At 64.3% G+C, this 25918-nt stretch carries 22 protein-coding genes; 6 read left to right on the top strand and 16 right to left on the bottom strand.

Annotated features, from left to right (window positions below; translation table 11 throughout):
* Nucleotides 1-16 precede the first annotated feature (16 nt).
* The 5 genes from O0880_RS20215 to O0880_RS20195 form a co-directional block, all read right to left on the bottom strand.
* Complete coding sequence (locus tag O0880_RS20215; RefSeq protein WP_071325034.1) at nucleotides 17-853, bottom strand: HDOD domain-containing protein; 837 nt, start codon at nucleotides 851-853, stop codon at nucleotides 17-19.
* Between the two features lie 121 nt (nucleotides 854-974).
* Nucleotides 975-2051 (bottom strand): BMP family ABC transporter substrate-binding protein, encoded by a 1077-nt coding sequence (locus tag O0880_RS20210; protein WP_071325035.1) that lies wholly within the window; start codon nucleotides 2049-2051, stop codon nucleotides 975-977.
* A gap of 84 nt (nucleotides 2052-2135) precedes the next feature.
* Nucleotides 2136-3065: an ABC transporter permease gene (locus tag O0880_RS20205; protein ID WP_071325036.1), complete on the bottom strand. Its 930-nt coding sequence runs from the start codon at nucleotides 3063-3065 to the stop codon at nucleotides 2136-2138.
* A complete protein-coding gene (locus O0880_RS20200; protein WP_289888393.1) occupies nucleotides 3058-4134 on the bottom strand; it encodes an ABC transporter permease in 1077 nt (358 codons plus the stop codon). Before O0880_RS20200 ends, O0880_RS20205 begins: the two co-directional genes overlap by 8 nt.
* Entirely contained in the window at nucleotides 4127-5641 is a 1515-nt protein-coding gene (locus O0880_RS20195; RefSeq protein ID WP_289888392.1) for an ABC transporter ATP-binding protein, read from the bottom strand. Before O0880_RS20195 ends, O0880_RS20200 begins: the two co-directional genes overlap by 8 nt.
* Nucleotides 5642-5672: 31 nt before the next feature.
* Here O0880_RS20195 and O0880_RS20190 point away from each other — a divergent pair, with 31 nt between their 5' ends.
* The 3 genes from O0880_RS20190 to gluQRS all read left to right on the top strand — a co-directional run bounded on the left by O0880_RS20190 (nucleotide 5673) and on the right by gluQRS (nucleotide 8141).
* Nucleotides 5673-5861 (top strand): hypothetical protein, encoded by a 189-nt coding sequence (locus O0880_RS20190; RefSeq protein WP_289888391.1) that lies wholly within the window; start codon nucleotides 5673-5675, stop codon nucleotides 5859-5861.
* A gap of 192 nt (nucleotides 5862-6053) precedes the next feature.
* A complete protein-coding gene (locus O0880_RS20185) occupies nucleotides 6054-6896 on the top strand; it encodes an outer envelope protein (RefSeq protein WP_289888724.1) in 843 nt (280 codons plus the stop codon).
* 318 nt (nucleotides 6897-7214) lie between these two features.
* The gene (gluQRS, locus tag O0880_RS20180; protein WP_289888390.1) at nucleotides 7215-8141 is read left to right on the top strand and encodes a tRNA glutamyl-Q(34) synthetase GluQRS; all 927 of its coding nucleotides are present in this window, start codon (nucleotides 7215-7217) and stop codon (nucleotides 8139-8141) included.
* Between the two features lie 74 nt (nucleotides 8142-8215).
* Here gluQRS and O0880_RS20175 read toward each other — a convergent pair whose 3' ends face one another.
* Nucleotides 8216-10447: a TonB-dependent receptor gene (locus tag O0880_RS20175; protein WP_289888389.1), complete on the bottom strand. Its 2232-nt coding sequence runs from the start codon at nucleotides 10445-10447 to the stop codon at nucleotides 8216-8218.
* A 525-nt stretch (nucleotides 10448-10972) separates the two neighbouring features.
* Between O0880_RS20175 and O0880_RS20170 the strand changes: the two genes are divergently transcribed.
* Together O0880_RS20170 and bla are read left to right on the top strand one after the other, a co-directional pair.
* A complete protein-coding gene (locus O0880_RS20170; protein ID WP_289888388.1) occupies nucleotides 10973-13648 on the top strand; it encodes a PAS domain-containing protein in 2676 nt (891 codons plus the stop codon).
* Nucleotides 13641-14531 (top strand): class A beta-lactamase, encoded by an 891-nt coding sequence (gene bla, locus O0880_RS20165; protein ID WP_289888387.1) that lies wholly within the window; start codon nucleotides 13641-13643, stop codon nucleotides 14529-14531. Before O0880_RS20170 ends, bla begins: the two co-directional genes overlap by 8 nt.
* Before the next feature lie 117 nt (nucleotides 14532-14648).
* Here the strand turns inward: bla and O0880_RS20160 are convergent, their stop codons facing one another.
* The 3 genes from O0880_RS20160 to O0880_RS20150 form a co-directional block, all read right to left on the bottom strand.
* Entirely contained in the window at nucleotides 14649-15089 is a 441-nt protein-coding gene (locus tag O0880_RS20160) for a DUF695 domain-containing protein (protein ID WP_071325043.1), read from the bottom strand.
* A 44-nt stretch (nucleotides 15090-15133) separates the two neighbouring features.
* Entirely contained in the window at nucleotides 15134-15793 is a 660-nt protein-coding gene (locus O0880_RS20155) for a hypothetical protein (RefSeq protein WP_156894934.1), read from the bottom strand.
* A gap of 151 nt (nucleotides 15794-15944) precedes the next feature.
* Nucleotides 15945-16811: a hypothetical protein gene (locus tag O0880_RS20150; RefSeq protein WP_289888385.1), complete on the bottom strand. Its 867-nt coding sequence runs from the start codon at nucleotides 16809-16811 to the stop codon at nucleotides 15945-15947.
* 94 nt (nucleotides 16812-16905) lie between these two features.
* Here O0880_RS20150 and O0880_RS20145 point away from each other — a divergent pair, with 94 nt between their 5' ends.
* Nucleotides 16906-17901, top strand: a complete 996-nt coding sequence (locus O0880_RS20145; RefSeq protein WP_289888384.1) for a nucleoside hydrolase — start codon at nucleotides 16906-16908, stop codon at nucleotides 17899-17901.
* A 14-nt stretch (nucleotides 17902-17915) separates the two neighbouring features.
* Here O0880_RS20145 and O0880_RS20140 read toward each other — a convergent pair whose 3' ends face one another.
* From O0880_RS20140 to O0880_RS20110, 7 genes are all read right to left on the bottom strand, one after another.
* A complete protein-coding gene (locus O0880_RS20140; protein ID WP_289888383.1) occupies nucleotides 17916-19106 on the bottom strand; it encodes an esterase-like activity of phytase family protein in 1191 nt (396 codons plus the stop codon).
* 106 nt (nucleotides 19107-19212) lie between these two features.
* Complete coding sequence (locus O0880_RS20135) at nucleotides 19213-20214, bottom strand: PHB depolymerase family esterase (protein ID WP_289888382.1); 1002 nt, start codon at nucleotides 20212-20214, stop codon at nucleotides 19213-19215.
* A gap of 117 nt (nucleotides 20215-20331) precedes the next feature.
* The gene (locus O0880_RS20130) at nucleotides 20332-22542 is read right to left on the bottom strand and encodes a TonB-dependent receptor (RefSeq protein ID WP_289888379.1); all 2211 of its coding nucleotides are present in this window, start codon (nucleotides 22540-22542) and stop codon (nucleotides 20332-20334) included.
* A 147-nt stretch (nucleotides 22543-22689) separates the two neighbouring features.
* Nucleotides 22690-23499, bottom strand: a complete 810-nt coding sequence (locus O0880_RS20125; RefSeq protein WP_289888378.1) for an alpha/beta hydrolase — start codon at nucleotides 23497-23499, stop codon at nucleotides 22690-22692.
* 116 nt (nucleotides 23500-23615) lie between these two features.
* Nucleotides 23616-24254: a TetR/AcrR family transcriptional regulator gene (locus O0880_RS20120; protein WP_071325050.1), complete on the bottom strand. Its 639-nt coding sequence runs from the start codon at nucleotides 24252-24254 to the stop codon at nucleotides 23616-23618.
* 98 nt (nucleotides 24255-24352) lie between these two features.
* Nucleotides 24353-25318 carry a bifunctional helix-turn-helix transcriptional regulator/GNAT family N-acetyltransferase gene (locus O0880_RS20115; RefSeq protein WP_289888377.1) on the bottom strand — a complete coding sequence of 322 codons (966 nt, stop codon included), beginning with the start codon at nucleotides 25316-25318 and terminating at the stop codon, nucleotides 24353-24355.
* 109 nt (nucleotides 25319-25427) lie between these two features.
* Nucleotides 25428-25853, bottom strand: coding sequence for a hypothetical protein (locus O0880_RS20110; RefSeq protein ID WP_289888376.1), 426 nt, complete (start codon nucleotides 25851-25853; stop codon nucleotides 25428-25430).
* Nucleotides 25854-25918: the final 65 nt, after the last annotated feature.

Here is a 25918-nt window from a genome sequence, read left to right as displayed (position 1 = left end):
ATGTTCGGACCAGCAATTACACCAGCAAGGCGGCCGCCAGCGATTCGATCTCTTCGGCCGATTCCTCGAGTATCGTATGCAGGGTGCTGCCGCCGATGCCGAAGTCGATCTTCGCCGCCGCCTGGCGCCGCGCGGCGCTTTCCGGCGGGTGCAGGGGCGAGCCGACGGGCGCCAGGTCGTTGGCCAGCACCAGGGTCGCGCCCAGGGTACGCGGCGGAAACGGGCTGCCGCCATGCCACATGCCTTCCACGGCCTGCAGCACGAGGTCCGGCACTTCCAGCTGGCGCAGCACGCCGCGGCCGATCAGTTTTTCGCCGTATTCGATCCAGTCTTCCGTATTATCGTCGAGCAAGCCCGGATATTCCTCGGCGCGCGACAGCAGATAAAAGCCGCCCACTTCATGCACGATGGCGGCAAACATGGCCGTTTCCACGTCCACATGCGTGACTTTCCTGGCGATCACCTGGCTCAGCGCGGCCACGTGGGCCGTGTGTTCCCACAGCTTGGCGGACTTGGCGCGCAATTGCGGGTCGGTAATCTGGCTGCCCAGCTGGCGCACGATGACGGACGCCACCATCGACTTCAAGGTGGCAAAGCCCAGGCGCGAAACGGCCGCGCGCACATTGGCGATTTCATTGCCGGTACGGTTGTAGGCGGCCGAGTTGGCCAGCGCCACGACCCTGGCCGACAACAGCGGCTCGGCCATGACCATGCGCGCGGCCGCTTCGATGTGGCAATCGGGGTCGTCCAGCGCTTCCTGCAGCTTCAGGGTGGCCTTGACGTTGGCAGGGAAGGTCAGCTCGCCCTTGCTGGCCTGCAACGCGATAATCTTGAATACTTCCAGTCTATCCATGGGTCGTTCTCCGGTACGGGCCTGTTCAGGCTCTGCTATGTGAGCGGGCCGGCGACGCGCAGTGCGTCCCGGCCCCGCTCCCGTTTCCGGCAATATTACAGCAAGTTTATACTCAAACCTATTACTTTCCGGAAACTTTTCCAGCCACGCCTTCGACAAAATAATCCATCTTCGTCAGCGCCGCATCGTCCAGCACGCCTTTGTCCAGGCGCACTTTGCCGTCGTTATCCTTGATCGGTGCGCTGAACGGGTTGAGCTTACCAGCAACCAACTCTTTCTCTCGTGCCAATACAAACTGTTTGACGTCCGCCGGCACGGCGGCGTTGACGCCTTCCAGCCTGACCATGCCATCCTTGATGCCGCCCCAGGTGCTGCTCGACTTCCATGTGCCGTCCAGCACGGCCTGCGCCTGCTTCGTATAGTAGTCGCCCCAGTGGTGGGTGACGGCGGCCAGCTGCGCCTTCGGTCCGTACTTCTTCATGTCCGAGTGGTAGGCGATCGCATACTTGCCCTTCTCTTCCGCCGCCTGCACCACGGCGGTCGAATCCGTGTGATGGGTGACCACGTCGGCGCCCTGGCCGATCAGGGTGATGGCCGCGTCGCGCTCCTTGCCCGGGTCGAACCAGCTATTCACCCACACCACCTTCACTTCCGCCTTCGGGTCGACGCTGCGCATGCCGCGCGTGAAGGCGTTGACGCCTTGCAACACTTCCGGAATGGGAAACGCCGCCACGTAGCCGGCCACATGGGTCTTGCTCATCTTGCCTGCCAGCACGCCGGCCAGGTAGCGGCCCTCATAAAAGCGCGCATTCGTATTGGCCACGTTGGGCGCCGTCTTGTATCCCGTCAAATGAATGAACTTCACATTAGGAAATTGCTTCGCCACTTTCAAGGTGGGATTCATGTAGCCGAACGAGGTCGTGATGACCAGCTTGCTACCCGTTTGTGCCAGGTCGCGGATAACGCGTTCCGCATCGGCGCTTTCCGGCACGTTTTCCACGTACTTGGTGGTGATCTTGCTGCCCAGCGCCTTTTCCATTTCCTTGCGCGCCTGGTCGTGCTGGGTGGTCCAGCCCGCGTCGCCGATGGGGCTGATATACACGAAGCCGACATTCAACGGGGTAGCGGCAGGCGCGGCGGCCAGGGCTGGCATCAGAACGGCACTGCAGACGGCGGCGCACAACAGTTTCTTGGACATGGTTTTCCTTTGATGGCCCCCCATCGGAAATCAAGAAGACAGCGCGCCGCGGGGGAGTGACGGCGTGCCTTCGAGCGGCATGGGCTAAGCGCCCGGATTGAAATTCTTCCCCAGCGAAGCGGGCATGTTGAGCTTGATGTAATTGGCATTGCTGGAAATCAGGACCAGCACGACGATGGCCGCCACGTACGGCAGCATCGACAGCAGCTGCGAAGCGACGGGCACGCCCAGCGCCTGCGCGTGGAAGGTCAATATCGTGATGCCGCCAAACAGATAGGCGCCGCCCACCACGCGCGCCGGGCGCCAGGTGGCAAAGGTGGTCAGCGCCAGCGCGATCCAGCCGCGCCCCGCCACCATGCCCTCGACCCACAGCGGCGTGTAGACGAGCGACAGGAAGGCGCCGGCCAGGCCGCAGCAGGCGCCGCCGAACAGCACGGCCGCCAGGCGGATGCGCCGCACGGGATAGCCGAGCGCATGGGCGGAAGCGGGCGACTCGCCTACGGCGCGCAGTACCAGGCCGGCGCGCGTGCGGTACAAGAACCAGGCGATGGCCAGGCACAGCAGCAGCGACAGATACACCATCGGATGCTGGCGGAACAGGGCCGGCCCCAGCACGGGAATGTCTTCCAGGAAAGGGATACCGAAGCGGCCGTTCTGCAAACTGTTGCCCACGTACTTCAGGCCGATGTACGTGGACGCTCCCGCGCCGAACAGCGACAGGGCCAGGCCCGTCGCGTACTGGTTCGTGCCCAGCCACACCGTCAGCCACGCGAAAAAGCCGGACAGGACCATGCTGGCGCCCGCGCCGGCCAGGAAGCCCAGCGTGGGGCTGCCCGTGTTGACGGCCACGGCAAAGCCCGTGATGGCCGACACCAGCATCATGCCTTCCGCGCCCAGGTTCACCACGCCCGCCTTTTCATTGACGAGCAGACCGAGCGCGGCCAGCATCAGCGGCGTGCCCGCATTGATGCTGGCGGCGACCAATGGCGCAATCGTCAGGGCCAGGTTATCCATGTTTCCTCCAGCGCAGTTTGTATTGGATCAACACATCGCAAGCGAGCAAGGCGAACAGCAAGATGCCCTGGAACACGCCCGTGATCGCGCTGGGCAAGCCGAGGCGCGATTGCGCCAGCTCGCCGCCGATATAGAACAGGGCCATGACGAAGCTGGAAAAGATCACACCCACCGGATGCAGGCGCCCGACGAAGGCGACGATGATGGCGGCAAAGCCGTAGCCGGGCGAGACGGTAGGCGTCAGCTGCCCCATCGGTCCCAGCACTTCGCATGCGCCCGCCAGGCCCGACAGCGCACCGCAGATCAGCAGGGACGACCACAGGGTCTTGCGCGAGGAAAAGCCCGCATAGCGGGCGGCGGCCGGCGCCATGCCGCCCACGCGCAGGCGGAAGCCTGAAAGGCTTTTCGACAGGTACAGCCAGCCGCCCAATGAGGCCAGCAGGGCAAAGACGATGCCCAGGTGCAAGCGCGTATCCGCCACGACCATCGGCAGCAGCAAGCCGTCCGACAGCAGTTTCGACTGGGGAAAATTGAAGCCTTCCGGGTCGCGCAGCACGCCATACACGAGATAGCTGAGCAGCAACTGCGCGATGTAGACCAGCATCAGCGAGACGAGGATTTCGCTGGCGTTATAGCGGTCGCGCAACCACGCCACCAGTCCCGCCCACGCCATGCCGCCCGCCATGCCGGCCAGCAGGGACACGCCGATGATGGCCGCGCCGCCGACGCCATCGTCGAGGTGCAAGGCGGCCGCGCCGCCGCAGATGGCGCCCAGCGTCAGCTGGCCTTCCGCGCCGATGTTATAGATGTTGGCACGAAAGCAGATGGCCAGGCCGACGGCGATCAACAGCAGCGGCGCCACCTTGAGGCCCAGCTCGGACCAGCCGTGCGCATCGCGCAGCGGTTCGACAAAGAAGACGGCCAGGCCGGCCAGCGGATCGTGCCCCAGCGCCATAAACAGCAGCGCGCCGCACAGCACGGTGAGCAGCACGGCCAGCACGGGCGACAGCCACGCCATCAACCTGGATGGGGACGGACGGGCTTCCAGGCGCAAGGCAAACTTAGCCATGGGCAGCCTCCTGCGGCCACAACCCGCTCATCCATTGTCCCACCTGCGCGACGCTGGCCTCGCCCACGGCCACGGAGGGCGACATCGTCCCCTTCGCCATCACCAGCAGGCGGTCGCTGATCTCGAACAATTCATCGAGTTCTTCCGATACGACGAGCACGGCGCAGCCCGCATCGCGCAGCGCCAGCAACTCGGCGCGGATTTGCGCGGCCGCACCCACGTCCACGCCCCAGGTCGGCTGCGCCACCACCAGCACCGTGGGTGCGCGCAGGACTTCGCGCCCGACTATGTATTTCTGCAAGTTGCCGCCCGACAGGCTGCGCGCCAGCGCCTGCGGCCCGCCCGCCTTCACCTGGAAGCGCGCGATGATGGCGGCGGCGCGCTGGGCAATGACCTTGTGGCGCAGGAAGCCGTGGCGGATGGTGGCTGGCGTTTGCAAGCTCAGCAAGACGTTGTCGGCCAGCGACATGTCGGGCACGGCGCCCCTGCCCAGCCGCTCCTCCGGCACGAAACCCAAGCCCAGCGCGCGACGCCGGCCCGGCGGCAAGCGGCCCGCCGGCGTGCCGTTCAGGACGATGGTGTCGGCGCCGGCGCGCCTGTCCTCGCCCGACAGCGCGGCCAGCAATTCCTGCTGGCCATTGCCGGACACGCCGGCGATGCCGACGATCTCGCCTGCGCGCACGTCGAAATGGATATCCCTCAATTGCGTGGCGAATGGATGGCTCTTCGGCAAATGCAAATTCTTGACGCTTAGCATGGCCGCACCGGGCGTGCGCGCCACGCGCGTGATGGCGGGCGGCTCGGCGCCGATCATCATGCGCGACAGGCTGGCCGCCGATTCCAGCGACGGATCGCACACGCCCGCATTCTTGCCGGCACGCACCACCGTGCACGTATGGCACAGGGCACGGATCTCGTCGAGCTTGTGGCTGATGTAGAGGATGCTGCACCCCTCGGCCGCCAGCTGGCGCAGGGTGGCAAACAGTTTTTCCACGGCGCCCGGCGTCAGCACGGACGTCGGTTCGTCGAGGATCAGCAGTTGCGGCTTGGCCAGCAAGGCGCGCACGATTTCCACGCGCTGGCATTCGCCGACGGACAAGGTGTGCACATGGCGCTGCGGTTCCAGTTCCAGCCCGTACTGGCGCGCCGTCGCCTCGATGCGCAGCGCCAGCTCCGCCATGTCGGTACCAGCAGGCAAGCCGAGGGCGATGTTTTCCGTCACGGTCAAGGTATCGAACAGGGAGAAATGCTGGAAGACCATGGCGATGCCGAGCGCGCGCGCGGCCGACGGGTTGGCGATATCGACTTCGCGCCCGTTCCACAGGACGCGGCCGCCATCGGGCTGTACGGCGCCGTAGATGATTTTCATCAAGGTCGATTTACCGGCGCCATTCTCGCCCAGTACGGCGTGGATTTGCCCGGGTGCGACGGTGAGATGGATGCCGTCATTGGCCACCACGGCCGGATAGCGCTTGCTGATACCGATGAGTTCCAGGCGTGCCGTCATTGTTGTTCTCGTGCCTCGCTGCAGTATATCGATGGGAGAGGAAAACCGGGCCGTGCATGTGTCTGACAGGTATCGTATCGGCATCCGCGGCGCTTTGGTGGATGGCGTGGCGGCGCCCATTTCCATTTCCGCAAAAAAACAACACCGGTATACAATTTTGAAAAAAATTATCAGCTTTGCAGCACCCGCCTTGCCCCGCAAGGACGAGAAGGTGCGATGATTATATGCAGGAAATGATAGTAAGTATGCACATGATACATATCGTCCGGCGCCGCGCTGCTCGCATCATGGATTGAACGGCACGCCTTTTTTCCGCGTCGCCGCAAGGTGCGGGCACCCCGTCCCGCCATCGCGCAGCACCGTTTTCCCACCCCGCCACCAGGAGCCGAAAGTGCCAAAAAACCTACCGTGTCTGTTGCTATGCCTTGCCACGACCCTCGGCCCGGCGGCCGCCGTCCAGGCCGCCGAATGGAGCGATACCGCCCTCAGCTGGCGCGCCGGCAACGACTACCGCGAACCGTTCAATCCCGATGACATCAAGAAAAACATCTTTGCCATCACGCATGCCAGCGGCTACAAATACGGCAGCAACTTCGTCAACCTGGACTTCCTGATTTCCGACAGCAAGGACCCTGGCGCGCTGGGCAAGACCTCGGGCGCGCAAGAGGCTTACCTGGTGTACCGCAACACCATCGACATCGGCAAGGTGCGCGGCAGCGACATCAAGTTCGGCCCCGTGCGCGGCGTCGGCGTCACCCTGGGCTTCGACGTCAACACCAAGAACGACGTCGGCTACAACTCGCGCAAGCGCATGCTGGTGGCGGGCCCGACCCTGATGTGGGACGTGCCCGGTTTCTTCAACACCAGCCTGCTGTTGCTGCGCGAAAGCAATGCCCCCAGCGGCGCCTTCCCGCCCATCTCGCAAGTGACGGGCCGCTACACGTACAAGACGCACACGATGCTGACGGGCGCCTGGGCCATCCCGCTGTCGCCGCTGTTCTCGTTCGAAGGATTCTTTAACCTCATCGATTCAAAAGGCAAGGACGAGGTCGGCCGCGACACGGCGGTGGAAACGAATATCGACATGCAAGTGATGTACGACGTGGGCGCCGCCCTGGGCAGTGCCAAGAACACCTTCCGCGTGGGCCTCGAGTACCAGTACTGGAAAAACAAGTTCGGCAATTCGCCCGCCACCACGGGCAACACGGGGCAGACGGCGAAGACGCCGATGATACGCGCCGAGTACCATTTCTAGGAATCATAGTCACGCATCGACACCCACGCGCGCGCCTGATGCCAGCATGACGCTTTCCGGCTGGCGGAGGGCGCGAGCGTGGAACAACTGCCGGCAAGTTCCCTGGATACTATTCGTCCTTTCATTCGCACAACTTCCGCGAGATGCCATCGCCGACATCGCGCGCATCCGGCAAACCAGCATGGCGTTACCGATCATGACGGCATGCAGCATTTCGCCCCCGATTTGACACGCCACGTTCGCTCCCCGATACTTGGCGCCAACCATAGCCAACTCCCCAAGCGCAGCCTACCGGTGTAGCCGCCTGCGCCTGCACGAATGAACACTTCTTTGCCCACCGCCCACTACATCGGCCGCTTCGCCCCCTCCCCCTCCGGCCCCCTGCACATGGGTTCACTTGTTGCCGCCATGGCCAGTTATCTCGATGCCAAGGTGCATCGGGGCACGTGGCTGTTGCGCATCGAGGACCTGGACTATGACCGCAATGTCGAGGGCGCCGATCTCGGCATCCTGGCCAGCCTGCAGCGTTGCGGCATGCAGTGGGATGGCGAGGCGACGTGGCAGAGCAAGCGCTTGCCGCTGTACGAGGCGGCGCTCAAGCAGTTGCAGGATGATGGCCTCGTGTATGCGTGCGGCTGTTCGCGCAAGGAAATCCAGGATTCGGTGCTGCAATCCGGTGCGCCGAAAAACGGCGCCGCCGTGTATCCGGGCACCTGCCGCCACGGCTTGGCGCCAGGCAAGGCGGCGCGCGCCATGCGCCTGCGCGTGCCAGAGGGGCCGCAAGCCGTGTATGGCTTTGTCGACCGTTGGCATGGTCCGCAGCAACAGGACCTGGCCGGCGAGGTGGGCGACTTCATCGTGCTGCGCGGCGACGGCTACTGGGCTTATCAGCTGGCCGTCGTGGTCGACGATGGCGCGCAAGGCATCACGCAGGTGGTGCGCGGCGCCGACTTGCTCGATTCCACGCCGCGCCAGCTCTACCTGCAGGATGTGCTGGGTCTGCCGCATCCGGGCTTCCTGCACGTGCCCGTCGTCACCAACGACAGCGGCGAAAAACTGTCGAAGCAGACGGGCGCCCTCGCCTTCGATACGGGCACGGGCACTGCCGGGCTGCTGGCGTCGGCGCTGCTGCCGGCCGCCCGCTTCCTCGGCCTCGACGTGCGCGCCGATAACGTGGATGCGTTTTGGCGGCAGGCCATTCCCGCCTGGGCCCAGCGGCTGGCGCAACTTCCCGCGCGCGCATAAAAAAACCCGCCGCGGCGAACCGGGCGGGTGGCAATGCCGGCGCCGGCACATGGCCGGCGCCTGCTATCGGGCAATTAGAAGTTGCCCTTGAATTGCACGCCAAACTGACGCGGCTCATTGATGAAGCCCGTGCGGTTGTTGAAGTCGATGGCGCCCGTGATACGCTGGGTGTCGGTGATGTTGCGGCCAAACGCAGCCACTTCATACTTGCCGGCATCCCAGGTGTAGCCCACGCGCAAGCCGCCTTCGACCATCGGCTTGCCGGTGAACTCGGTTGCCTCATACAGGAAGAAATTGATCTTGCTGCGGTATGCCCAATCCGTGAAGACGAAGAACTCGCCGTTTTCCATCGGGATCGAATAACGGCCCGTGGCGGTGATCGTCCACTTCGGCGCTTGCGGCAATGGATTGCCGTCGATGATGGCCCGATTGCCCGTGGTGAGCGGATCGGTCACGGTGCAGCGCGTTTGGGCGCAGGTGGCGATCGACAGGCTCGGGTCCTTGATTTCCGTGAAGTTGTAGCTGCCGCCCAGCGACATCTTCAGGCTCGGCGTGACAAAACCTTCCAGTTCCAGTTCCGCGCCACGGCCATTCGTCTTGGCGGCATTGATCAGGCGCGTGATGTTCGACGTGCCGCCCACCACCGTCAGCTGCTGGTTCTTCACCTGGTAGTCGTACACGCTGAACGCGACGCGGGCGCGGCGGTTGAACAGGTCGGCCTTGATGCCGGCTTCAAACGAGGTGATGGTTTCCGCATCGGCCACGGTGACGGGCACGCTGGTGCTGGCCGGAGCGATACTTGGCGCGCGGAAACCGGTAGCGATACGGCCGTAGAAGTTCACGTCCTTGTTGTATTTATAGGTGCCGCTCAAGTCCCAGTTGACCTTGGCTTTGCTGACATCGGCGCTGGTCGGGTTGACTTGCACGATGTTGGTCGCTTCCACCGTGTTGAAATCCTTCTTGTCCTTGGTGTAGCGCAAACCGGCGCGCAGCATGAAGTCATCGTTGACGGCGTAGTTGACGGAACCAAACGTTGCCCAGGCCGAGTTCTTCTGGCGGCTGGCCAGGTGGGTGGTCAGCACATGCGTGTCGGTATTGAAGTTGTCGGTGAACCCATTGGCATCTTCGTTGAAGTAGTACACGCCTGCCTGCCAATTGAGCGGACCGGCATTCTTCGATTCGGCGCGGAATTCTTGCGAGTATTGCTTCACGCTCGTGATGCCGCCAGCCGTTTCAACCTGGAAAGGAATAAAGCCGGGGCCCGTCGGCGTGCCGCCATCGATGTCGCCATGCGACACGTAATTACCGACCTGCTCAAAGCCCGTGATCGAATACAGTTTGATACCATCCAGGTCCCAGCTCAGACGGGCGCTGGCGCCGTTGGTGCGCAGGCGCTGGAAGTTCGGGGCATTCGTAAACGATTTGTTCGGGTCGAAACCGTCGACGATATCGTTCGTGCCCTGCTTGATCATGTTGGCGTAGAAGACGCGCGCGCTGCCCGTGGTGTTGCGCTGGTGCACATTAAACAGGGCGTTGAAAGTCGTGTTCGGTGCGTACAGCAGTTGCACGCGCTCGGCGTGTTCGTTGTAGCCGTCCAGCGCGTTTTTCTTGCCCGTAAAGGTGTTGTCGACGTAATCGTCGCGGTGCTGGCGCAGGGTCGAGAAGCGCAGCGCCCATTCCTTGCTCAGCGGCACGTTGACGGCGCCGTCGAAATTGCTCGTGTTATGCGTGGCGGTGGAGACGTTGTAATAGCCTTCGACCTTGTCCAGGTTCGGCTTGACGGATTCGAACTTGACCACGCCGGCAGGGGTATTGCGGCCGAACAGGGTGCCTTGCGGGCCGCGCAGCACTTCCACGCCGGCCACGTCGAAAATCGGATAGCCCTTGAGAATCGGGTTTTCCTGCACCACGTCGTCGTAAATCAGGGAAACAGGTTGCGATGCAAAGATGTTGAAATCGGTATTGCCGTAGCCGCGGATGTAAAAGCGGGGGAAGGTACGGCCATTCGACGATTCCACGTTCAGGCTCGGCACCTTGCCGGCCAGCACGCGGATATCCTGGCCGCTGGAGACCAGCACGTCGAGCTTCTCGTCGCGCAACAGCGACACGGAGACGGGCACGTCGCGGATATTTTCCTTGCGGCGCTGCGCCGTGACCGTCACGGTCTCGAGCTGGCTGGCGGCAGGCGTCGTATCTGCGGCGGCTTCATCCGCGTAAGCCGTGCCGATAGGCAGGGCTGCGGACAGTGCCAGCATGGCGGCGCTTTTGGCGCACAAACGCTTGTGCATCTTGGACATTTTGATCATGTTGTTTCCCAGAAGTTTAAAAAAGAATTGCGAAATCTGTATTTCTTGCAACCTGTCTCCGGAATGTGTACGGCGCTGGACGATCATTTGCACTACCGTGGTGCAACAGCGCGAGCGGATGTCCCCCCGCTCTCGGCGTCACTGGCTCTGCCCTGGCTGTCACGCAAGTTGACAGCGGTCCTGGCCGCATCTCTGGGATGTCTGATGAACACCAACTTTTCAGTAAGGCGCCAATTTAATTCAAGCGCCTTATGCGCCGCAAGAATATTGTTATGTAAAATATTTATTAGTTAACATTAACGACTGCCTAGTGGTTATTCAGCCACACTACGGGCATGCTGGCGCCGTTTTCACCGTTTGCCGGCGCCGGCGCCGGCATGTGCGCCCAGCGCGCAAAAGGCGGAGCCAGCTGTGTGGAAGACGCGCCCGCAGCGGCATTTGACTGTAATATCGCCGTACCTAGCGATGCCGTTCTGCCACATTCCGGTGCAGCGGCGGCGCGCCGCACCATAGCCGATCACATCCATGCCAGAACCAAGCCAGCACAACCACGCCGATCCATCCTCACTTGCCGCCGCCCAGGCCGCGCATCTGCTGCTGGGCGCGCACTGCGACATCGTCTGGAGCACCAAAACCTTTGGCCAGTTCGATGCCGACCAGCCCTCGTGGCGCGCCTTCACGGGCCAGAGCGAAGCCGAACTGATGGGCCGTGGCTGGATCAATGCGCTGCACCCGGACGACCGCAACCTGCCCTACGTCATGCCAACGCAGCTGACCACGGTATTCGAGACGGAGTACCGCCTGCGCCATGTCAGCGGCGCCTACCGCAATGTGATCGTGCGCATGTTGCCCGTGCGCGCGCCGGACGGCGGCGTCATTGAATGGCTGGGCTCGCATTGCGACGTGACGCAGCAGCGGCAGACGGAGCAGCGCCTGCGCCTGGCCATGCAGGGCGGCCGCATGGGCACGTGGGAGATCGACCTGGGCAGCGGCAGCATGACCTGTTCCGACGCGTTCAGGGCCAATCTCGGCTTGCCGCCGGCCAGCAGCATTGATTACGCGCAATTGACGGGCGCCATGCTCGACGGCGACCTGCAGCACTGGCAGGCGGCCGTGCATGCGGCGATCGCCAGCGCCAGCGACTTCGAAGTGGAAATCCGCGTGCGCTGGCCCGACGGCTCGCTGCACTGGGCCCACATGCGCGGCGCCTGCGCCAGCGACGGCGCCGGCAACGTCATCGCCCTGTCCGGCATTTCGCTCGATTTGACGGCCAGCAAGCAGAACGAGGAAACCTTGCGCCTGACCCTGGCAGCCGGCGAAGTGGCCACCTGGAACTGGGACATCGTTGCCGACCGCGTCACGGCCGACAGCAATATGGCGCGCCTGTTCCCGATCGATGCGGACGCGACGGCAGCGGCGCCGCTGGCGCGCTACCTGGACGTCATCCATCCTGATGACCGTGAGCAAGTCAGCGCGCAGATTGCGCAAGCGCTGCACGCGCACACGCCGTTCGAGGCCAGCTACCGCGTCGGCGCCGGCGACGGCCAGTACCGCTCGGTCATCGCGCGCGGACGCGTGGAATACGCGGCCGATGGCACGCCGTTGCAATTGCCGGGCGTCCTCCTCGACATCACGCGCCAGAAACAGGTGGAAGACGCGCTGCGCAGCAGCGAGGAACGCTACAGCACCTTGATCGAGCTGATGGACCAGGCTTTTTGCGTGATTGAAATGCTGTACGATGAGCAAGGCCGTCCCGTGGATTTCCGCTACCTGGAAGGCAACCCCGCCTTCGTCAAGCAGTCGGGCCTGGACAATGCCATCGGCAAGACCATCCGCAGCTTCGTGCCCGACCACGACCAGCACTGGTTCGACCTGTACGACCAGGTCGTGAAAACGGGCGAGCCTGCCCGTTATGAAAACGAAGCCGTGGCCATGGAGCGCTGGTTCGAAGTGTTTGCCGCGCGCCTGGGCGGACCCGGCAGCCGGCTGCTGACGGTACTGTTCAGCGACATCAGCGAACGCAAGCGCTCGGAGCAGCAGCTGCGCCAGCTGGCCGACAACCTGTCCGAGATGGACCGGCGCAAGACGGAATTCCTCGCCACGCTGGCGCACGAGCTGCGCAACCCGCTGGCGCCCATCCGCAACGGCTTGCAGATCATGCGCCTGGCCGCGGACAAGCCCGCCACCGTGGCGCGCGTGCGCGACGTGATGGAGCGGCAAGTCAATCAGATGGTGCACCTGGTGAATGACTTGCTGGACGTGGCCCGCATCACGCGGGGGCAGATCGAACTCAGGCTCGAACGCGCGGACTTGAAAGCCATCATCGCGGGCGCCGTGGAAACGAGCATGCCGCTGATCGAAGCCAACCGCCACCAGTTGCAGGTAGCGCTGGACGAGCAGGCGCTGCCGCTCAACGCCGATCCCACGCGCCTGGCGCAAGTGCTGGGCAACCTGCTCAACAATGCCGCCAAGTACACGCCCGCCGGCGGCCACATCAGCTTGCGCGCCGTACGCGATGGCAACGAGGTCTTGATCGAGGTCAAGGACAGCGGCGTGGGCATTCCCGCCGAGTCGATCGCCACCGTGTTCGACATGTTTACGCAAGTGGGGCAAAACATGGGCCGCGCCCAGGGCGGCCTGGGCATCGGCCTGTCGCTGGTGCGGCGCCTGGCCGAATTGCATGGCGGCAGCGCCACGGCGGCCAGCCCCGGCGCCGGCCTCGGCAGCACCTTCAGCGTGCGCCTGCCGCTGCTGGCGGTGGCGCCGGCAGCGCCCGCCGAAGCGGCCATCCCGGCATACCCCGCCAGCGGTCGCCATTTCCGCGTACTGGTGGTCGACGACAATGTCGATGCGGCCGATACGCTCGCTGCCGTGCTCGACATGATGGGCCATGCCACGCAGGTGGCCCACGATGGCGCGCAGGCACTGGCGATGGCGCCGCAATTTTTGCCCGACGTCATCTTCCTCGATATCGGCCTGCCCGGCATGAACGGCTACGAAGTGGCGCGCGCCTTGCGCCAGACGCCGGCCGGCGCTGCCGCCGTGCTCGTCGCATTGACGGGCTGGGGCGCTGAAAACGACCGCAGCCAGTCGAGTGCGGCCGGCTTCGACCACCATCTGACCAAACCGGCCAACCTGCTCGCCATCGGCGAACTGCTGGCCACCCTATCCACACCGAAAATGCTTCCAGACCATGACTGAATCCCTGAATCCCCTCCGCCGCAACCTCTTGCTGGCCAGCGGCGCCGCCCTGCTGTGCCCGACACCGCTGTTCGCCGCGCCCGCCATCAGCATCGCCACTGCCGAAACACAGCTGGCTGCGCTGGAACAGGCCGCCGGCGGACGCCTCGGCGTTGCCGCCTGGCGCCACGGCAGCGACGTGCGCGTCACCCACCGCGCCGACGAGCGCTTTCCCCTGGCCAGCACCTTCAAGGCCATGCTGGCAGCCGCCGTGCTGGCCCGCAGCGTCAGCCAGCCGGGCTTGCTGGAGCAGCACGTGCGCTACGAGAAAAAAGAACTGGTCACGTATTCGCCAATCACGGAAAAGCACCTGGCCGACGGCATGAGCGTGGCCGAGCTGTGCGCCGCCACCTTGCAATACAGCGACAATAGCGCGGCCAATTTCCTGATGAAAATATTGGGCGGACCGCAAGCCGTGACGGCCTATGCGCGCAGCATCGGCAATACGCTGTTCCAGCTGGAACGCTGGGAAACGGAACTCAATAGCGCGATTCCGGGCGAAGTGCGCGACACGGCCAGCCCTGCGTCGATGGCGCACAGCTTGCAACAAGTGTTATTGGGAAATAGCTTGCCGGCGCCGCAGCGCCAGCAACTGGACGCCTGGATGCGCGGCAACACGACCGGCGACAAGCGCATCCGCGCCGGCGTGCCTGCCGGCTGGAACGTGGCCGATAAAACGGGCTCGGGCGCGTATGGCAGCGTCAACGATATCGGCGTCGCCTACCCGGCCAGCGGCGCGCCGCTGCTGATCGCCGTGTATTACACGCGCGAACAGAAAAATGCACCGACGAACCAGGACATCATCACGGCCGCCACGCGCATCGTAACGGCCGCGCTGGTCTGATTAGATCCAACCCTGATAAAACCGTCGCGAGCGGAAGAGAGCTGTCGCCGAGAGCGGAACTGTGCTTTAGCACAGTGAGCATCGCAGGCGGCAGATCACGACGCGCAGCAGGTTTGATCAGGTCGTTGGGGGTAAGGCCGCCATGAAACCCGCGTATGTGGACCAGGCGGGGTCGGCCGCGCTGCGAATTTCAATCGGGAACTTCGGGCGCGGCGCCAGCGCCGTGTTCAGGCGGTTGAAGAATTCCTCGCCCGACTGCGTGTAGTAAATCCATTCGCGCAGGTTTTCTCCCGTGGACACCAGCGCCAGGGTAGCGAAGCCATCCGCTTCCACCACCGGTTCCAGCGCCGCTTCCAGCTCCTCCATGTGCTCGCGCTCGTTCGGCGCGGGCATGCCCGTCTCGTCTTCGTAGCGCCAGGCGATGATGATGCGGTCCGGCTGCGACGACAGGTCCCAGTCGTCATGGAAGGCGTCGACGTAGCGGTAGATGATGGCCATCTCGTCGCTGTGCGTGACGACGGTGCCCCAGCTGCGGGCGGAAGTGGAATTCTGGTTCATGGTTGCAACAATCAAAAGTAGGGATCAAACAAAGGGCAAGCAGTTTACAGCACTGGCGGGCAAGTCACATTCCAGGCGTCATATTGGCCCCCGCTCTTGCGCAGCCAGATGCGGGCGTAGCTGTCGCGGTCGCTCTTGAACACCAGCGCATAGCGCTCTTCGGCGCGCGGCGCGGCGGCGCCCACGTCGACGGCCGCCAGCGCAAACGGCAAGGCGCGCAGCGGCGCGCAGGCCGTATTGCCCGCCATCAGCAACCGCGCCCGCGCCAGCAGGGGCTTCTGGTACAGCAACACGCCTTCCAGCTCCGCATCGGGCACGCGCTGCAGCATGCGCACGGGTTCGGCCACGGCGCGGCAAGTGCCACGGTCGAGCCAGGCGTAATACTCGATGCCCGCCTCTTGCCAGCGCGCCTGCTGGCCCGAGCCCTGCAGCACGAACTTGGTGCGCTGCGTGCGGCACAGTGCGCCATGGCCACGGTAGGGCGGCGCTTCCACGCTGCCGACCACCTCGCTGCCACGGCCACCGACCACGGGCACGCTTTCGAACACGGTGCGCGTGGCCGGCTCGCCCGGGTATTGCTGCGCATAAAATGCCAGCAGGGATGCGCGCTGCTGTGCATCGACCACCGCATCGGCTGCGCCGGCAGAGACACACACGGCCGATGCCGCAAACAGCGCCAACGGGCGCACGAAATATCCTCGCATGTCATTCCTTCACTGGAGTTCAAGAGCGGACCTCGCCCAAGCGCAGATTATATAGTTACCAGGAAAGACAGGGATGACGCGGCGTCAAGACGTGCGAAGGGTGGCGGCGCATCGCCTGACTTCGCCGTCAAAGGAGAAGCAAACTTGATACTTAGTAAGACGCTGTCTTGCTGCCCAGTACTTGCCGCAACAGTTGCCGCTTGGCCGACAGCGCCGCGTCCGTCAAGCTCCATTGTTCCAGCCGTGGCGCGTACGCGGGCGTCATCATCCAGCCGAACACTTCGGCCTTGTCTTCCTCGGGGCCGTAGGCCGCGTAGCGGCTGACCAATCCCGGCTGCGGGTGGCCCAGGTTCTGGAAGCCCTTGCCGTAGGCCGTGGCGCCGCCCTGGCCATACGCCGTATCGGGCGGGTTCAAGGCCAGCCAAACGGGGTCGCGGTAATAGAAATCGTTGAACAGCCGGTATTCGATGAAGTGGTAATACTCGTGGTGCACGCGCAGCTCCATGCCGGATGGACACATGGCGGCCAGCATGTTGTCGGCGTAGACGACGCTGTCGATTTTCGGCGCCGGCATGGCCAGGCGGCGCTGGCCATCCACGCTCAAGTCCTTCACCAGCACGACGTGGCGCAAGCCCGTCTGCGCGAAGACGCCGGCCGGATAGCGTTCCATGGCCGGCAAAACGATGCTGAGCAACAACTGCAAGCCGGCCCGGTCCTCCTTCGAGTCCGTGAAGGCCTGCGCCTCGCCGCCGGACATGGCCAGGGTCCAGGCGGGCGCCAGCCGCATGGCCGCCAGGCGCACCGTGGCGATCGCCTGCAGCTGCGCCACGCTGGCGCCCTCCGGGGCCACGGGCGCATAGCGCACGCCCCAGTCGCACTCGCTGCGCATGCTGTCCTGCCTGGCGGCACGCTCGAACGCCTCCGTATGGGCAGCCGATGGCGTGTCCATGCCGACACTGGCGCAGCCGCCCAGCAGCACAGCACAGATGAGGAGGGGCAATACACGGCGAGACGGCATGGCGGCTTTCACACATGGAACGATACGGCATTGTACTGATGCAAGGCATGCGCCTGCTAAAATCGCCGCGCCTTTCACTCATTCCAGGTCCGCCATGTCCGTCTGCCTTGCCCTGCTGCGCCGCGCCGCGCTTGCCTCCGTCCTGACCTGCACCGCCTTGGCCGCCGGCCAGGCGACGGCCACAGCCGCCGCGCACAAAGTCATCGTCGACATGGATATCGGTGACGACATCGACGACGCCTTCGCCCTGGCGCTGCTGCTGCAAAGCCCGGAGATCGAGATCGTCGGCATCACCACCGATTGGGGCGACACGGCCTTGCGCGGCCGCCTGCTCGAACGCCTGCTGCGCGAAACGGGCCATGCCGGCATTCCCGTCGCGCAAGGCATCGCCACGCCCAACCCCACGCCGTTCACGCAGGCGCGCTATGCGCAGCAGGGCCTGGCGCCGGCACAGCCGCCGCCGGACGCCATCGACTTTATTTTGCGCGAAATCAAACGCCAGCCTGGCCAGATCACTATCCTGGCATTGGGACCGCTGACGAATATCGGCGCCGCCATCGCGCGCGATCCCGTCGCCTTCGGAACAGTAAAACAGGTGGTGATGATGGGTGGCTCCGTGCGCGCCGGCTACCGCAAGTCGCAGTACGTGCCCGTACGCCCGGCCGACAAGGAATACAACATCGCGTCCGACGTCAAGGGCGCGCAGGCGCTGTTCGGCTCCGGCGTGCCCATCGTCATGATGCCGCTCGACTCGACGCAGATACGCCTCGATGAAGTGGAGCGCAACGCCATCTTCGGCCATGGCTCGCCGCTGACGGATGCCGTCACCCTGCTGTACCACCAGTGGATCGACACCTATCAGCCATGGTCCAGCAACATGCCGTCGCTGTTCGACGTCGTGCCCGTCACCTGGCTGCTCGACCCGGCCAGCTGCCCCACGACGCCGCTGCGCATCGCCGTCACGGACGACGGCTTGACGCGCGAAGTGGCGGGCAAGGCCAACGCCCAGGTATGCCTGGCCTCGGACCAGCCGCGCTTTTTCAACATATTCATGCAGCGCCTGCTGGCCGCACCGCAAAAGGCGCAGTGAGGCGGCAGTGAGGCTTAACGCGGCAAGACTTCAAAGACGAGGAACTGCGTCACCTGTATCTTGTCGTGGAAATTGTCGTCGGACACCATCACCAGGCTGGCATGGCCATTCGCCAGCCTGGGGCCCCAGCTGATGCCTTCGATATTGTCCAGGCGCGGCAGGTTCAGCGCGTTCATGTCCAGCACCAGGCGCTTGCCGGCCAGCGTATAGCTGGCGCCTTGCAGCGCGGCCACGTCCTTCACGTCGGTCGCGCCGCGCACGTCCATCTCGTACACGCGCACGAATTCGTGGAACGTGCCCTGCGCATCCTGCACGCCGGCCCGCTCGACCACCAGCAGGCGGTGCTCGTCGATGGCGAGGATTTCCGAGATGCCGTTTTCCGCGAAGCGCGCGGGGCCGCCTATGGAGGCGACTTTTTCCAGCGGATACACATACTGCGCCAGCACCTGGCCGTCGCGGCCGAAGCGCGTGATGCGGTTATGCGCGCCGGCGACGAAATCGGCCACGGGTCCGTCCTGCAGCAGCGGCGCCTCGATGGCCGCCCACAGCGACTGGCCATCGGCCGCAAACGCCAGTCCCTCGAAGCCCAGGTTGTCGCGCACGCCCGATGGCTTGCCTTGCGCAGGCGCGCCCGGCGCCGGCATGGCGAACATGGCTGGCAGCGGCAGGCTGCCGATCAGGCTGCCGTCGGCGCGCGCATGGCGGATGAACGGTTGCGCTCCCAGCTTGCGGTCGCCTTCGCTCGTGTACCAGAGGCTGCCGTCTTGCGGATCGACGCGGATGCTTTCGATGTCGGGCACTTCGCCGCCCTGCGTGCGCCACGCTTGCAGGTTGGGATAGGGGCTGCCGTCCGCCTGCCGATAGAAATGCACGCCGGTCAGTTCCACGGGAGCGACGTGCTGCGCGTCATAGCGCAGCTTTGCCGTATAGAAGCGCGCCGGGTTGATGGCCGAGCGGTCGTCGCTCGTCATCACCCAGCGATCGTTGCTCGCATCGTAATCGATGCCGGACAGGCCGCCCACGGCCGTGCCCTGGTAATCGTGTTTCCAGGCGATGCGCTGCTCGCCGATCAGGCGCAGCGCCATGCCCGGTTCCGCCGGGGCGGCAGCCGTGGCATGCACGCCGCGCACGGGCGCTTGGGCGCAGGCGGCCAGCAGGCAGGCGATGGCAAGGGGAGCAAGAATGCGGCGCAAGGGGACGGCCATGGTTTCCTCGTGAGTATGCGCCGGGACACCATGTCGCCGCGCGATGCGCCGACATTTTGCGGGGCAGGAACGGGCCGGTCAAGTCGGCGTTCCCGCCCGCACCGCTTTACCTCTGATAGTTCTTGAAGAAATTCCAGCTGATCACGGTGGCGTCCGGTCCCAGCTCATCGCTGAATGGCCAGCCCGGAGGACCGCCGCTCCACGCGTGGTTCATGCCTTCCACCGTGTATTTTTGCGCGATGACGGCGCCGTTGTGCAGATAGGTGTCGATGGAATAGCTGCGGCCATACGGCACGGTCTGGCGCACGATGCTGTCGGCACGGTAGCGCACGCTGTCATTGTCGAGGCCATCGTCGCCGTAATCGCTGGTCTGCAGGAATTGCTCGATGGTTTGCTCGCCATTGACGGGGTTGACGACGATGTCGGAGGTGCCGTGGAATACCATCGTCGGCATCAGACGGCGCGGTGAACCGGAGCAGCGCCACGCATCCTTGCCGCGCACTTTCGGGTCGAACGAGCTGCCGTTGAACAGCGAGTCGGCGGCCGTGATCATGCCGGTGGCGCCCTTGTACATGCCGCCCGAATGCACCATCACGGCGGCGAACACGTCCGAGTAGCAGGCGGCCATGATGGAGGCCATGGCGCCGCCGGCCGAGATGCCCGTCACATACACGCGGCTGTCCTGCACCGCATATTTATTCTTGACCTTGTTCAAGATGCCCATCAGCACGGCCGGTTCGCCCGTGCCCCGCTCCTGGTTCAGCGGCAACATGAAATTCCAGCAGCGCATGGGATTGGCCGTGACGTTCTGGCGCGGATAGACGACGATGAAATTCTCGCTGTCGGCCAGTTCGTTAAAGCGGCTGACGGCGGCCATGCTGTTCGGCTCGGAACCGCAGCCATGCAGCATCAGCACGACGGGCAGCGGCGTGCTGGCGTTGTAGTTGCTCGGTAGCCAGACCTGGTATTCGCGCGAACCCCACAGGCTCGCGTACAGGCCGAAGTCCCACTGCCCGGCGGAAGCCGGCAACGCGGCCAGCAAGCCGCAGGCGGCGATGAATGCAGATAACAAATGACGCAGTTGGTGACGCAAACGCGGAAATTCCATGCCAGTCTCCTGATTATTATTAACGACGAAAACAGCGACAATGGGCCGGCTTGATCCAACGCAAGCCGGCCACTCCTACAACGCCCTACTCTTGCAACGTCCTACCTTGATGACACCTTAAAATTTGTAGCCTGCCTTGGCGATGATCTGGCGCGGCGGGCCGTAGAAACCGTCGAGGATGAACACGGCGGGAATGTTGTAGCCATCCGTGCGGTAGCGCTTGTTGCCCAGGTTGCTGCCATGCAGGCTCAAGGTCCAGTTCTTCGGCGCTTCCCAGACGATGCCGGCCGTCCAGATGCTGTAGCCGCCCTGCGCCAGGGTTTCGCTCAAGTCCGTGGTCGGATACACCTTGCTGCGGTAGCCATAGCCGACCATGCTGCGCAGGGCGCCGCCGAAGACGTCGCGGTCCGTGCGCGTCAGGTTCAAGCCCACTTGCCGGCGCGGCGTGTTGCTGAACTTTTGCGTATCCGCAATGTTCTTGCCGCCGCTCATGAACTCGGCATAGCCGGCATTGAGCAGGGCGAGGAAGCCGTTGACTTCCCACTGGCGGTTCGGCCGCCACGAGAATTCGAATTCGGCGCCCTTGACGGTGGCCTTGCCCGCGTTCGTGAAGTCGCCATAGAAGCCCGGCACGCCGCCCGGCTGCACATAGCTGGTGAAGACGGACAGCTGAATATCCTTGTAGCGGTTGTAGAACAGGGCCACGTTGGCGTCGAAGGTATCGTCCGGCGCCGCATACTTCATGCCCACTTCCAGCGCGTCGAGTTTTTCATCCTTGTATGGCCGCGCGGAATCGGGCACCACCAGGTTGTTGGCGCGCACGTTGTAGCCGCCCGACTTGAAGCCGCGCGACAGGTTGCTGTAAAAATTCGTCGTCTTCGACGCTTCATAGCGCACGGACAGTTTCGGCGAGGTATTGCTGACGGAGAGCGACTTGTCGAAGTCGGCCGCCGTCTGGATGGGCCGCGTGAAGCCGACATCGGCGAAGGTGCGGTTGAGCACGATGGCGCGCTTTTCCTCGCGCGTGTGACGCAAGCCCGCGTTGACGCTCCACACCTTGCCCAGCGGCCAGGTCCAGTCCGTGTACAGCGCCGTGCTGTCCGTCTCCACCGTGCTGACGGCGGCCGTGAACTGGCGTCCCAGGAAGTTGTTGTAGATGCCGCCGCCGGCCGTGCCTTCGAAGCGGTACAGGCCGATCACGCCGGCGCCGTAGTCGCCGCTGTACGAGGCCTGCAGCTCCAGGCTCTTCTGTTCGTCGCGCGAGTCGCCGAAGACGTCGGCGATCGGCTGCGGCAAGCCGTCGAAGTCGATGGTTTGCTCGGACGTGCTGCGCCGCTTGGCGCCGATCACTTTCACGGACCAATCGTTCGACAGCGTGTAGTTGGCCACCAGCGAGCCGCCCCGGTTGTGCGTGAAGTTGTGGCCCGGCATGCCGCTCTGGATGTCGTACGCATCCGTGCTGGCTGGCCGCTTGAGCGGGTCGAAGGCGCTCACGCCCATGCGCTGGAAGCCGCGCACGCCCGACTTGTCGTCGGTGGCGTCCACGCTCAGCACGACGGTCAAGGGTATATCCTGCGGAAAGTAGCCGACGGAGAGGCGCGCGGCCGTGCTGTCCTGGTCGCTGACCTGCTCGCCATTGAAGGTGTTGCGGCCGAAACCATCGCGGTCCAGCTTGGCGGCCGCCAGGCGCGCGCGCCAGGTGCCGCTTTCGTTGGCCACATTGAAGGCGGCCTTGAAGTTGCGCTGGTTGTAATTGCCCAGGCCCACTTCCGCCGAGCCGCCGTTTTCCTTGGCCAGCGGACGCGAAATGTACTTGATGGCGCCGCCGATGGTGTTCTTGCCGTACAAGGTGCCTTGCGGCCCGCGCAGCACTTCGATGCGCTGCACGTCGAAGACGTCGAGCAAGGCGCCTTGCGGACGGGCCATGTAGACGTCGTCGAAATAAATGCCCACGCCCGGATCCACGCCCCAGACGGGGTCGGCCTGGCCGACGCCGCGGATGAACGCCGTCAAGGTGGTATTCGTGCCGCGCGAGGCGTACACGGTCAGGTTCGGCACGCGTTCCTGCAAGTCGGCCAGGTTCTGGATATTCGCCCTTTCCAGGGCCTTGGCGGAAAACGCCGTGACGGCCAGCGGCACGTCCTGCAGGCGCTCCTCGCGGCGGCGGGCGGAAACGGTGACGGTTTCCATGCGTTCTTTCGCATCGCTGGCTTCCTGGGCACTGGCAGTGCTGGCAGCCGCGGGGCTGGCTTCCTGCGCATGGGCCTGGGTGGCAAAGGCGCCGGCAACGGCGAGTGCGGCGGGCAACAGTTTCAAAGCAAGTTTCATAGCGTCTCCAATGTCAGGCTTGCTGACCGCCAGGGAAAACGGCCGGACTCCAGAATCGCAAGACGTAACGGTGCCCGCGCGCGTGAAGCGAGCACCTGCCCTGCGACGATTGAAGCCGGCCCCCTGCCCGTGCGGCAAGTGGCCTGTTTATTTTGAATGTAGAGTAAGGAAGGACTGCAACAAGGTATTCACACGCTGCGCCTGGTCCAGGGGCGTGGCGTGGCGCGAGTTCGCAATGATTTCAAACTCGCAATGCTGAATCTGTGCGGCAAAGGCCCGTTTGCTGGCGACGGGCGTGTAATCCTGGTCGGCCGCCATGATGAGGACGGGCATGGCCAGGGCCTGGAAGTGAATCTCGATATCCCAGTGAAAGATGGCGTCCAGCGCGGCCAGGTAGGCGCGCTTGTCCATGCCCGCCATCTGCGTGGCGAAGCGTTCGACCAGCGCCTGCTGCGCGGGATCCGGGAACAGCTTCTTGCCGATGATCTTGCCCATGGGTTTCAAGCCCAGCGTGGCGATCACCGTGCGGCGCAGCCAGTAGGCAAACAGCAGCGCAGCGGGCTTGCGGCCCTGGAATGGTTGCGAGTTGATCAGGCACAAGGTGGCGACACGTCCCGGCGCCCGGTTGGCCATTTCCAGGCCCACCATGCCGCCCAGGGAAAAGCCGACGATGTGCGCGCGCGGCACGTCGAGCTGGTCCATCAGGTTGAAGACGTCGTTGGCGAAGTCGCCGATCTGCCAGTCGCCGCCGGGAGCGGGACTGCGGCCATGGCCGCGCAGGTCGGGCACGATCACGCGGCGCGTGGCACCGAGCGCGTCGATTTGCGCACGCCAGTCTTCGGCGCAGGAACCGAGGCCATGCAGCAGAAACACAGGGGCTTGCTGCGCGGGATCGGCCTGCCCCCTGCCGAGGTCGAGGTAATGCAATGGAACATCGGATGTCGTGTGACGCCGCATTCTGTCTCCTTGCTGTTGAACATGCTTTGTGTTCAGGTGCAGGAATATATTTTCCTGCTGTTGGAAAACATAATACGGAATCCGAATTCCGATTTCAAGTTAAATCGACAAATATCTCAAGTCAGGTAATTTAAAGCAACACGTACCAGTTCATCCTCGAGCGCCGCGCCCGACAGGAAGGAGAGCGAGCCCGACAAAACGTGCTGATTCAGGATGCCCAGCAGCACGGGCGGCACCACCATCATCGCCTGCGTGGGGTTCGGATGGCGGATGCTGGCTGACTTGCTGGCCAGCACTGCCACCGTGCGCTGCGAGATCAGATGATTGATCTGGTGCACCTTGTCGCGGAACTGCGCATCCTGCGAACAGCGCGTGATGAGGGCGCGCAGCACGCCGCGCCGGCCCGTGTTGACGGCCACGAACATGGCCACCATGGCGCGGATGAACTCTTCCAGGCTGCGCCCTTCCCACTGGCGCAGTTCCGTCAGGGTCTCGACCTTGTCCACCATGTCGGAAAAAAAGCGCTGCAGCAGCAAGCGGCTCAGGGTGTCCTTGTCGCCCAATAAGCGGTAGAACGTGCCGACGGAGGTTTCCGCCAGCCTGGCCAGGTCGGCCACGCCGATTTCATCGAAACGGTTTTCCGCCAGCAACTGTTCGCCCACCAGCAGCAGGCGCTCGAACGCTTGCTTGCTGCGCGCCTGGGTGGGCTCGGGTGGCACGATCATCTGCGGGAAGGGCATCGGAAAGGAAGGCATGCGGCGTCGGCGTCTTTGAATAGTGGAACCATGGTTCCGTTATTGGATACGCCTATTGTAACGCGGGAGACGGCCGATGGGGAGCGTTCCCGTCACGCTCAGCTGCGGTTTCTGCCCTGCCACTCCATGTAGACGTCGGCGCGCTGGTAATGGGCGTCGCCGGCCGGCCGCGCCACGTGCGTAAAACCGCTGCTTTCATACAGGCGGATGGCCGGCGCCAGCTTGCTGTTCGATTCCAGGAACAGCAGTTGCGCGCCGCTGGCCTCGAAGGCGTCGAAAGCCCGCTCGATCAGCCGGCGCGCAATGCCCAGGCCCTGGCACTCGGGCGTGACGGCCATCTTCGACAACTCGAAGCTGGCGTCGCCGGCACGGATCAGGGCGCAGGTGCCGACGATCGTGCCGTCCAGGCGCGCCAGGAAGATCTGCCCGCCAGCATCGAGGATCGAGCCTTGCGGATCGGACAGCACCTTGTCGTCGAGCGCCTCGACATAGAAATAACGTTCCAGCCAGGCGATATTCAGGCGCTTGAAGTCGGCCGCATAGGGCGCGTCGTAATCGATGATGTCCACGGCGGCCCGCTCGCGCTGGCGCCGGCAGGCGGCGATCGTCTCGCCGAAGCCTTGCGCCTGCAGGCGCGCTTCGGCCCGGTCCAGGCTGGCCATCAGCTGCGGCGTGCCGTGCTCGAACACGGCGTCGACGGCCGCGCGCACATCGTCCCACAGCGGCGCCATGTTATGCAGCAAGGCCAGCCCGGCGTCGGACAGCGCCAGCAGGCGGCGCCGCTCGTCCTTGCTGTCCGGCATTTCCACCACCACGCCGGCATCGAGCAGCTTGCGTCCCAGCTGCACCACCACGGGATGCGTCTGCCCGATCTGCGCGGCCAGCGCCGTGATGGCCGTGGGGCCATTGTCGCGCAGCAGCAATAACAAGGGGAAACAGCGCGACGTCAGTTCGACGCCAGCCGCCAAATAGCTGGTGTCGACGCCGGCATACAGTTGATCGGAAAGACGGCGCAGGCGGCTGGCCAGCATCAGCGAGCCGTAGGTTTGCAGGGTGGAGGACATGAGGAAGGAAATATATGTAAGTAGTTACGTATACCGTAACGTAAACTACCTTCCCAGGTCAAGAGGGACCGCGTGTCACAGACAGCTGGCAGCAAGGGCCGCCATGGCGTCAATCGTCATCGGCCAGCGCCTCTTGCAGCCTGGCCTGGAACACCGTCTCGACCAGCGCTCCGAGTCCCGGCCACACCTGCGTCAGCCAGCGCCTGCCCTCCTCGCTCGGCGCCACATACGGCTCGCTGCGCGTGGCGCACGCCAGGCCGATCGCAATGACTTGGCCCGCATCGTCCAGGCCGCCCGCGATCATGGCGTCGATGGGCAAGGCGATCAGATCCGCGGTCAAATGCGGACGCAGCAGGCAGGCAGGCGCGATGATGGCGAACGACGCTTCCACGTAATTCCAGCAGTTGGTGGGCCAATGGGCCTGTTTGACGGCGTCGAGAAAGGCCGCGTCGAGGAAGGCCTCCGGCCGGGCTTGCGCCTGCGCATACAGGGCGGCAAGGGAGACGAGTTGTGGCGGGGAAGTCCAGGTGGGCATCGGGCATGATCCGGAAGGCGCCGCGCTGGGCTGGCGGCAAAGGCGGACTGTAGCATGTTCAAGCG

It is taken from the genome of Janthinobacterium sp. SUN118, assembly GCF_030397695.1.
Taxonomy (GTDB): Bacteria; Pseudomonadota; Gammaproteobacteria; order Burkholderiales; family Burkholderiaceae_D; genus Janthinobacterium.
Note: the sequence above shows the minus strand (reverse complement) of the source record. Positions and strands in the feature narration are given on the sequence as shown.

Bases quoted from the DNA above. Each gene is read 5' to 3' on its own strand.
- O0880_RS20120 (WP_071325050.1), bottom strand. From the start codon at position 24,254: ATGCCTTCCTTTCCGATGCCCTTCCCGCAGATGATCGTGCCACCCGAG.
- O0880_RS20190 (WP_289888391.1), top strand. From the start codon at position 5,673: ATGGGAGAGGAAAACCGGGCCGTGCATGTGTCTGACAGGTATCGTATC.
- O0880_RS20170 (WP_289888388.1), top strand. From the start codon at position 10,973: ATGCCAGAACCAAGCCAGCACAACCACGCCGATCCATCCTCACTTGCC.
- O0880_RS20140 (WP_289888383.1), bottom strand. From the start codon at position 19,106: ATGGCCGTCCCCTTGCGCCGCATTCTTGCTCCCCTTGCCATCGCCTGC.
- O0880_RS20210 (WP_071325035.1), bottom strand. From the start codon at position 2,051: ATGTCCAAGAAACTGTTGTGCGCCGCCGTCTGCAGTGCCGTTCTGATG.
- O0880_RS20195 (WP_289888392.1), bottom strand. From the start codon at position 5,641: ATGACGGCACGCCTGGAACTCATCGGTATCAGCAAGCGCTATCCGGCC.
- O0880_RS20130 (WP_289888379.1), bottom strand. From the start codon at position 22,542: ATGAAACTTGCTTTGAAACTGTTGCCCGCCGCACTCGCCGTTGCCGGC.
- O0880_RS20215 (WP_071325034.1), bottom strand. From the start codon at position 853: ATGGATAGACTGGAAGTATTCAAGATTATCGCGTTGCAGGCCAGCAAG.
- O0880_RS20205 (WP_071325036.1), bottom strand. From the start codon at position 3,065: ATGGATAACCTGGCCCTGACGATTGCGCCATTGGTCGCCGCCAGCATC.
- bla (WP_289888387.1), top strand. From the start codon at position 13,641: ATGACTGAATCCCTGAATCCCCTCCGCCGCAACCTCTTGCTGGCCAGC.
- O0880_RS20115 (WP_289888377.1), bottom strand. From the start codon at position 25,318: ATGTCCTCCACCCTGCAAACCTACGGCTCGCTGATGCTGGCCAGCCGC.
- O0880_RS20175 (WP_289888389.1), bottom strand. From the start codon at position 10,447: ATGATCAAAATGTCCAAGATGCACAAGCGTTTGTGCGCCAAAAGCGCC.
- O0880_RS20135 (WP_289888382.1), bottom strand. From the start codon at position 20,214: ATGGAATTTCCGCGTTTGCGTCACCAACTGCGTCATTTGTTATCTGCA.
- gluQRS (WP_289888390.1), top strand. From the start codon at position 7,215: ATGAACACTTCTTTGCCCACCGCCCACTACATCGGCCGCTTCGCCCCC.
- O0880_RS20110 (WP_289888376.1), bottom strand. From the start codon at position 25,853: ATGCCCACCTGGACTTCCCCGCCACAACTCGTCTCCCTTGCCGCCCTG.
- O0880_RS20145 (WP_289888384.1), top strand. From the start codon at position 16,906: ATGTCCGTCTGCCTTGCCCTGCTGCGCCGCGCCGCGCTTGCCTCCGTC.
- O0880_RS20160 (WP_071325043.1), bottom strand. From the start codon at position 15,089: ATGAACCAGAATTCCACTTCCGCCCGCAGCTGGGGCACCGTCGTCACG.
- O0880_RS20150 (WP_289888385.1), bottom strand. From the start codon at position 16,811: ATGCCGTCTCGCCGTGTATTGCCCCTCCTCATCTGTGCTGTGCTGCTG.
- O0880_RS20200 (WP_289888393.1), bottom strand. From the start codon at position 4,134: ATGGCTAAGTTTGCCTTGCGCCTGGAAGCCCGTCCGTCCCCATCCAGG.
- O0880_RS20155 (WP_156894934.1), bottom strand. From the start codon at position 15,793: ATGCGAGGATATTTCGTGCGCCCGTTGGCGCTGTTTGCGGCATCGGCC.
- O0880_RS20125 (WP_289888378.1), bottom strand. From the start codon at position 23,499: ATGCGGCGTCACACGACATCCGATGTTCCATTGCATTACCTCGACCTC.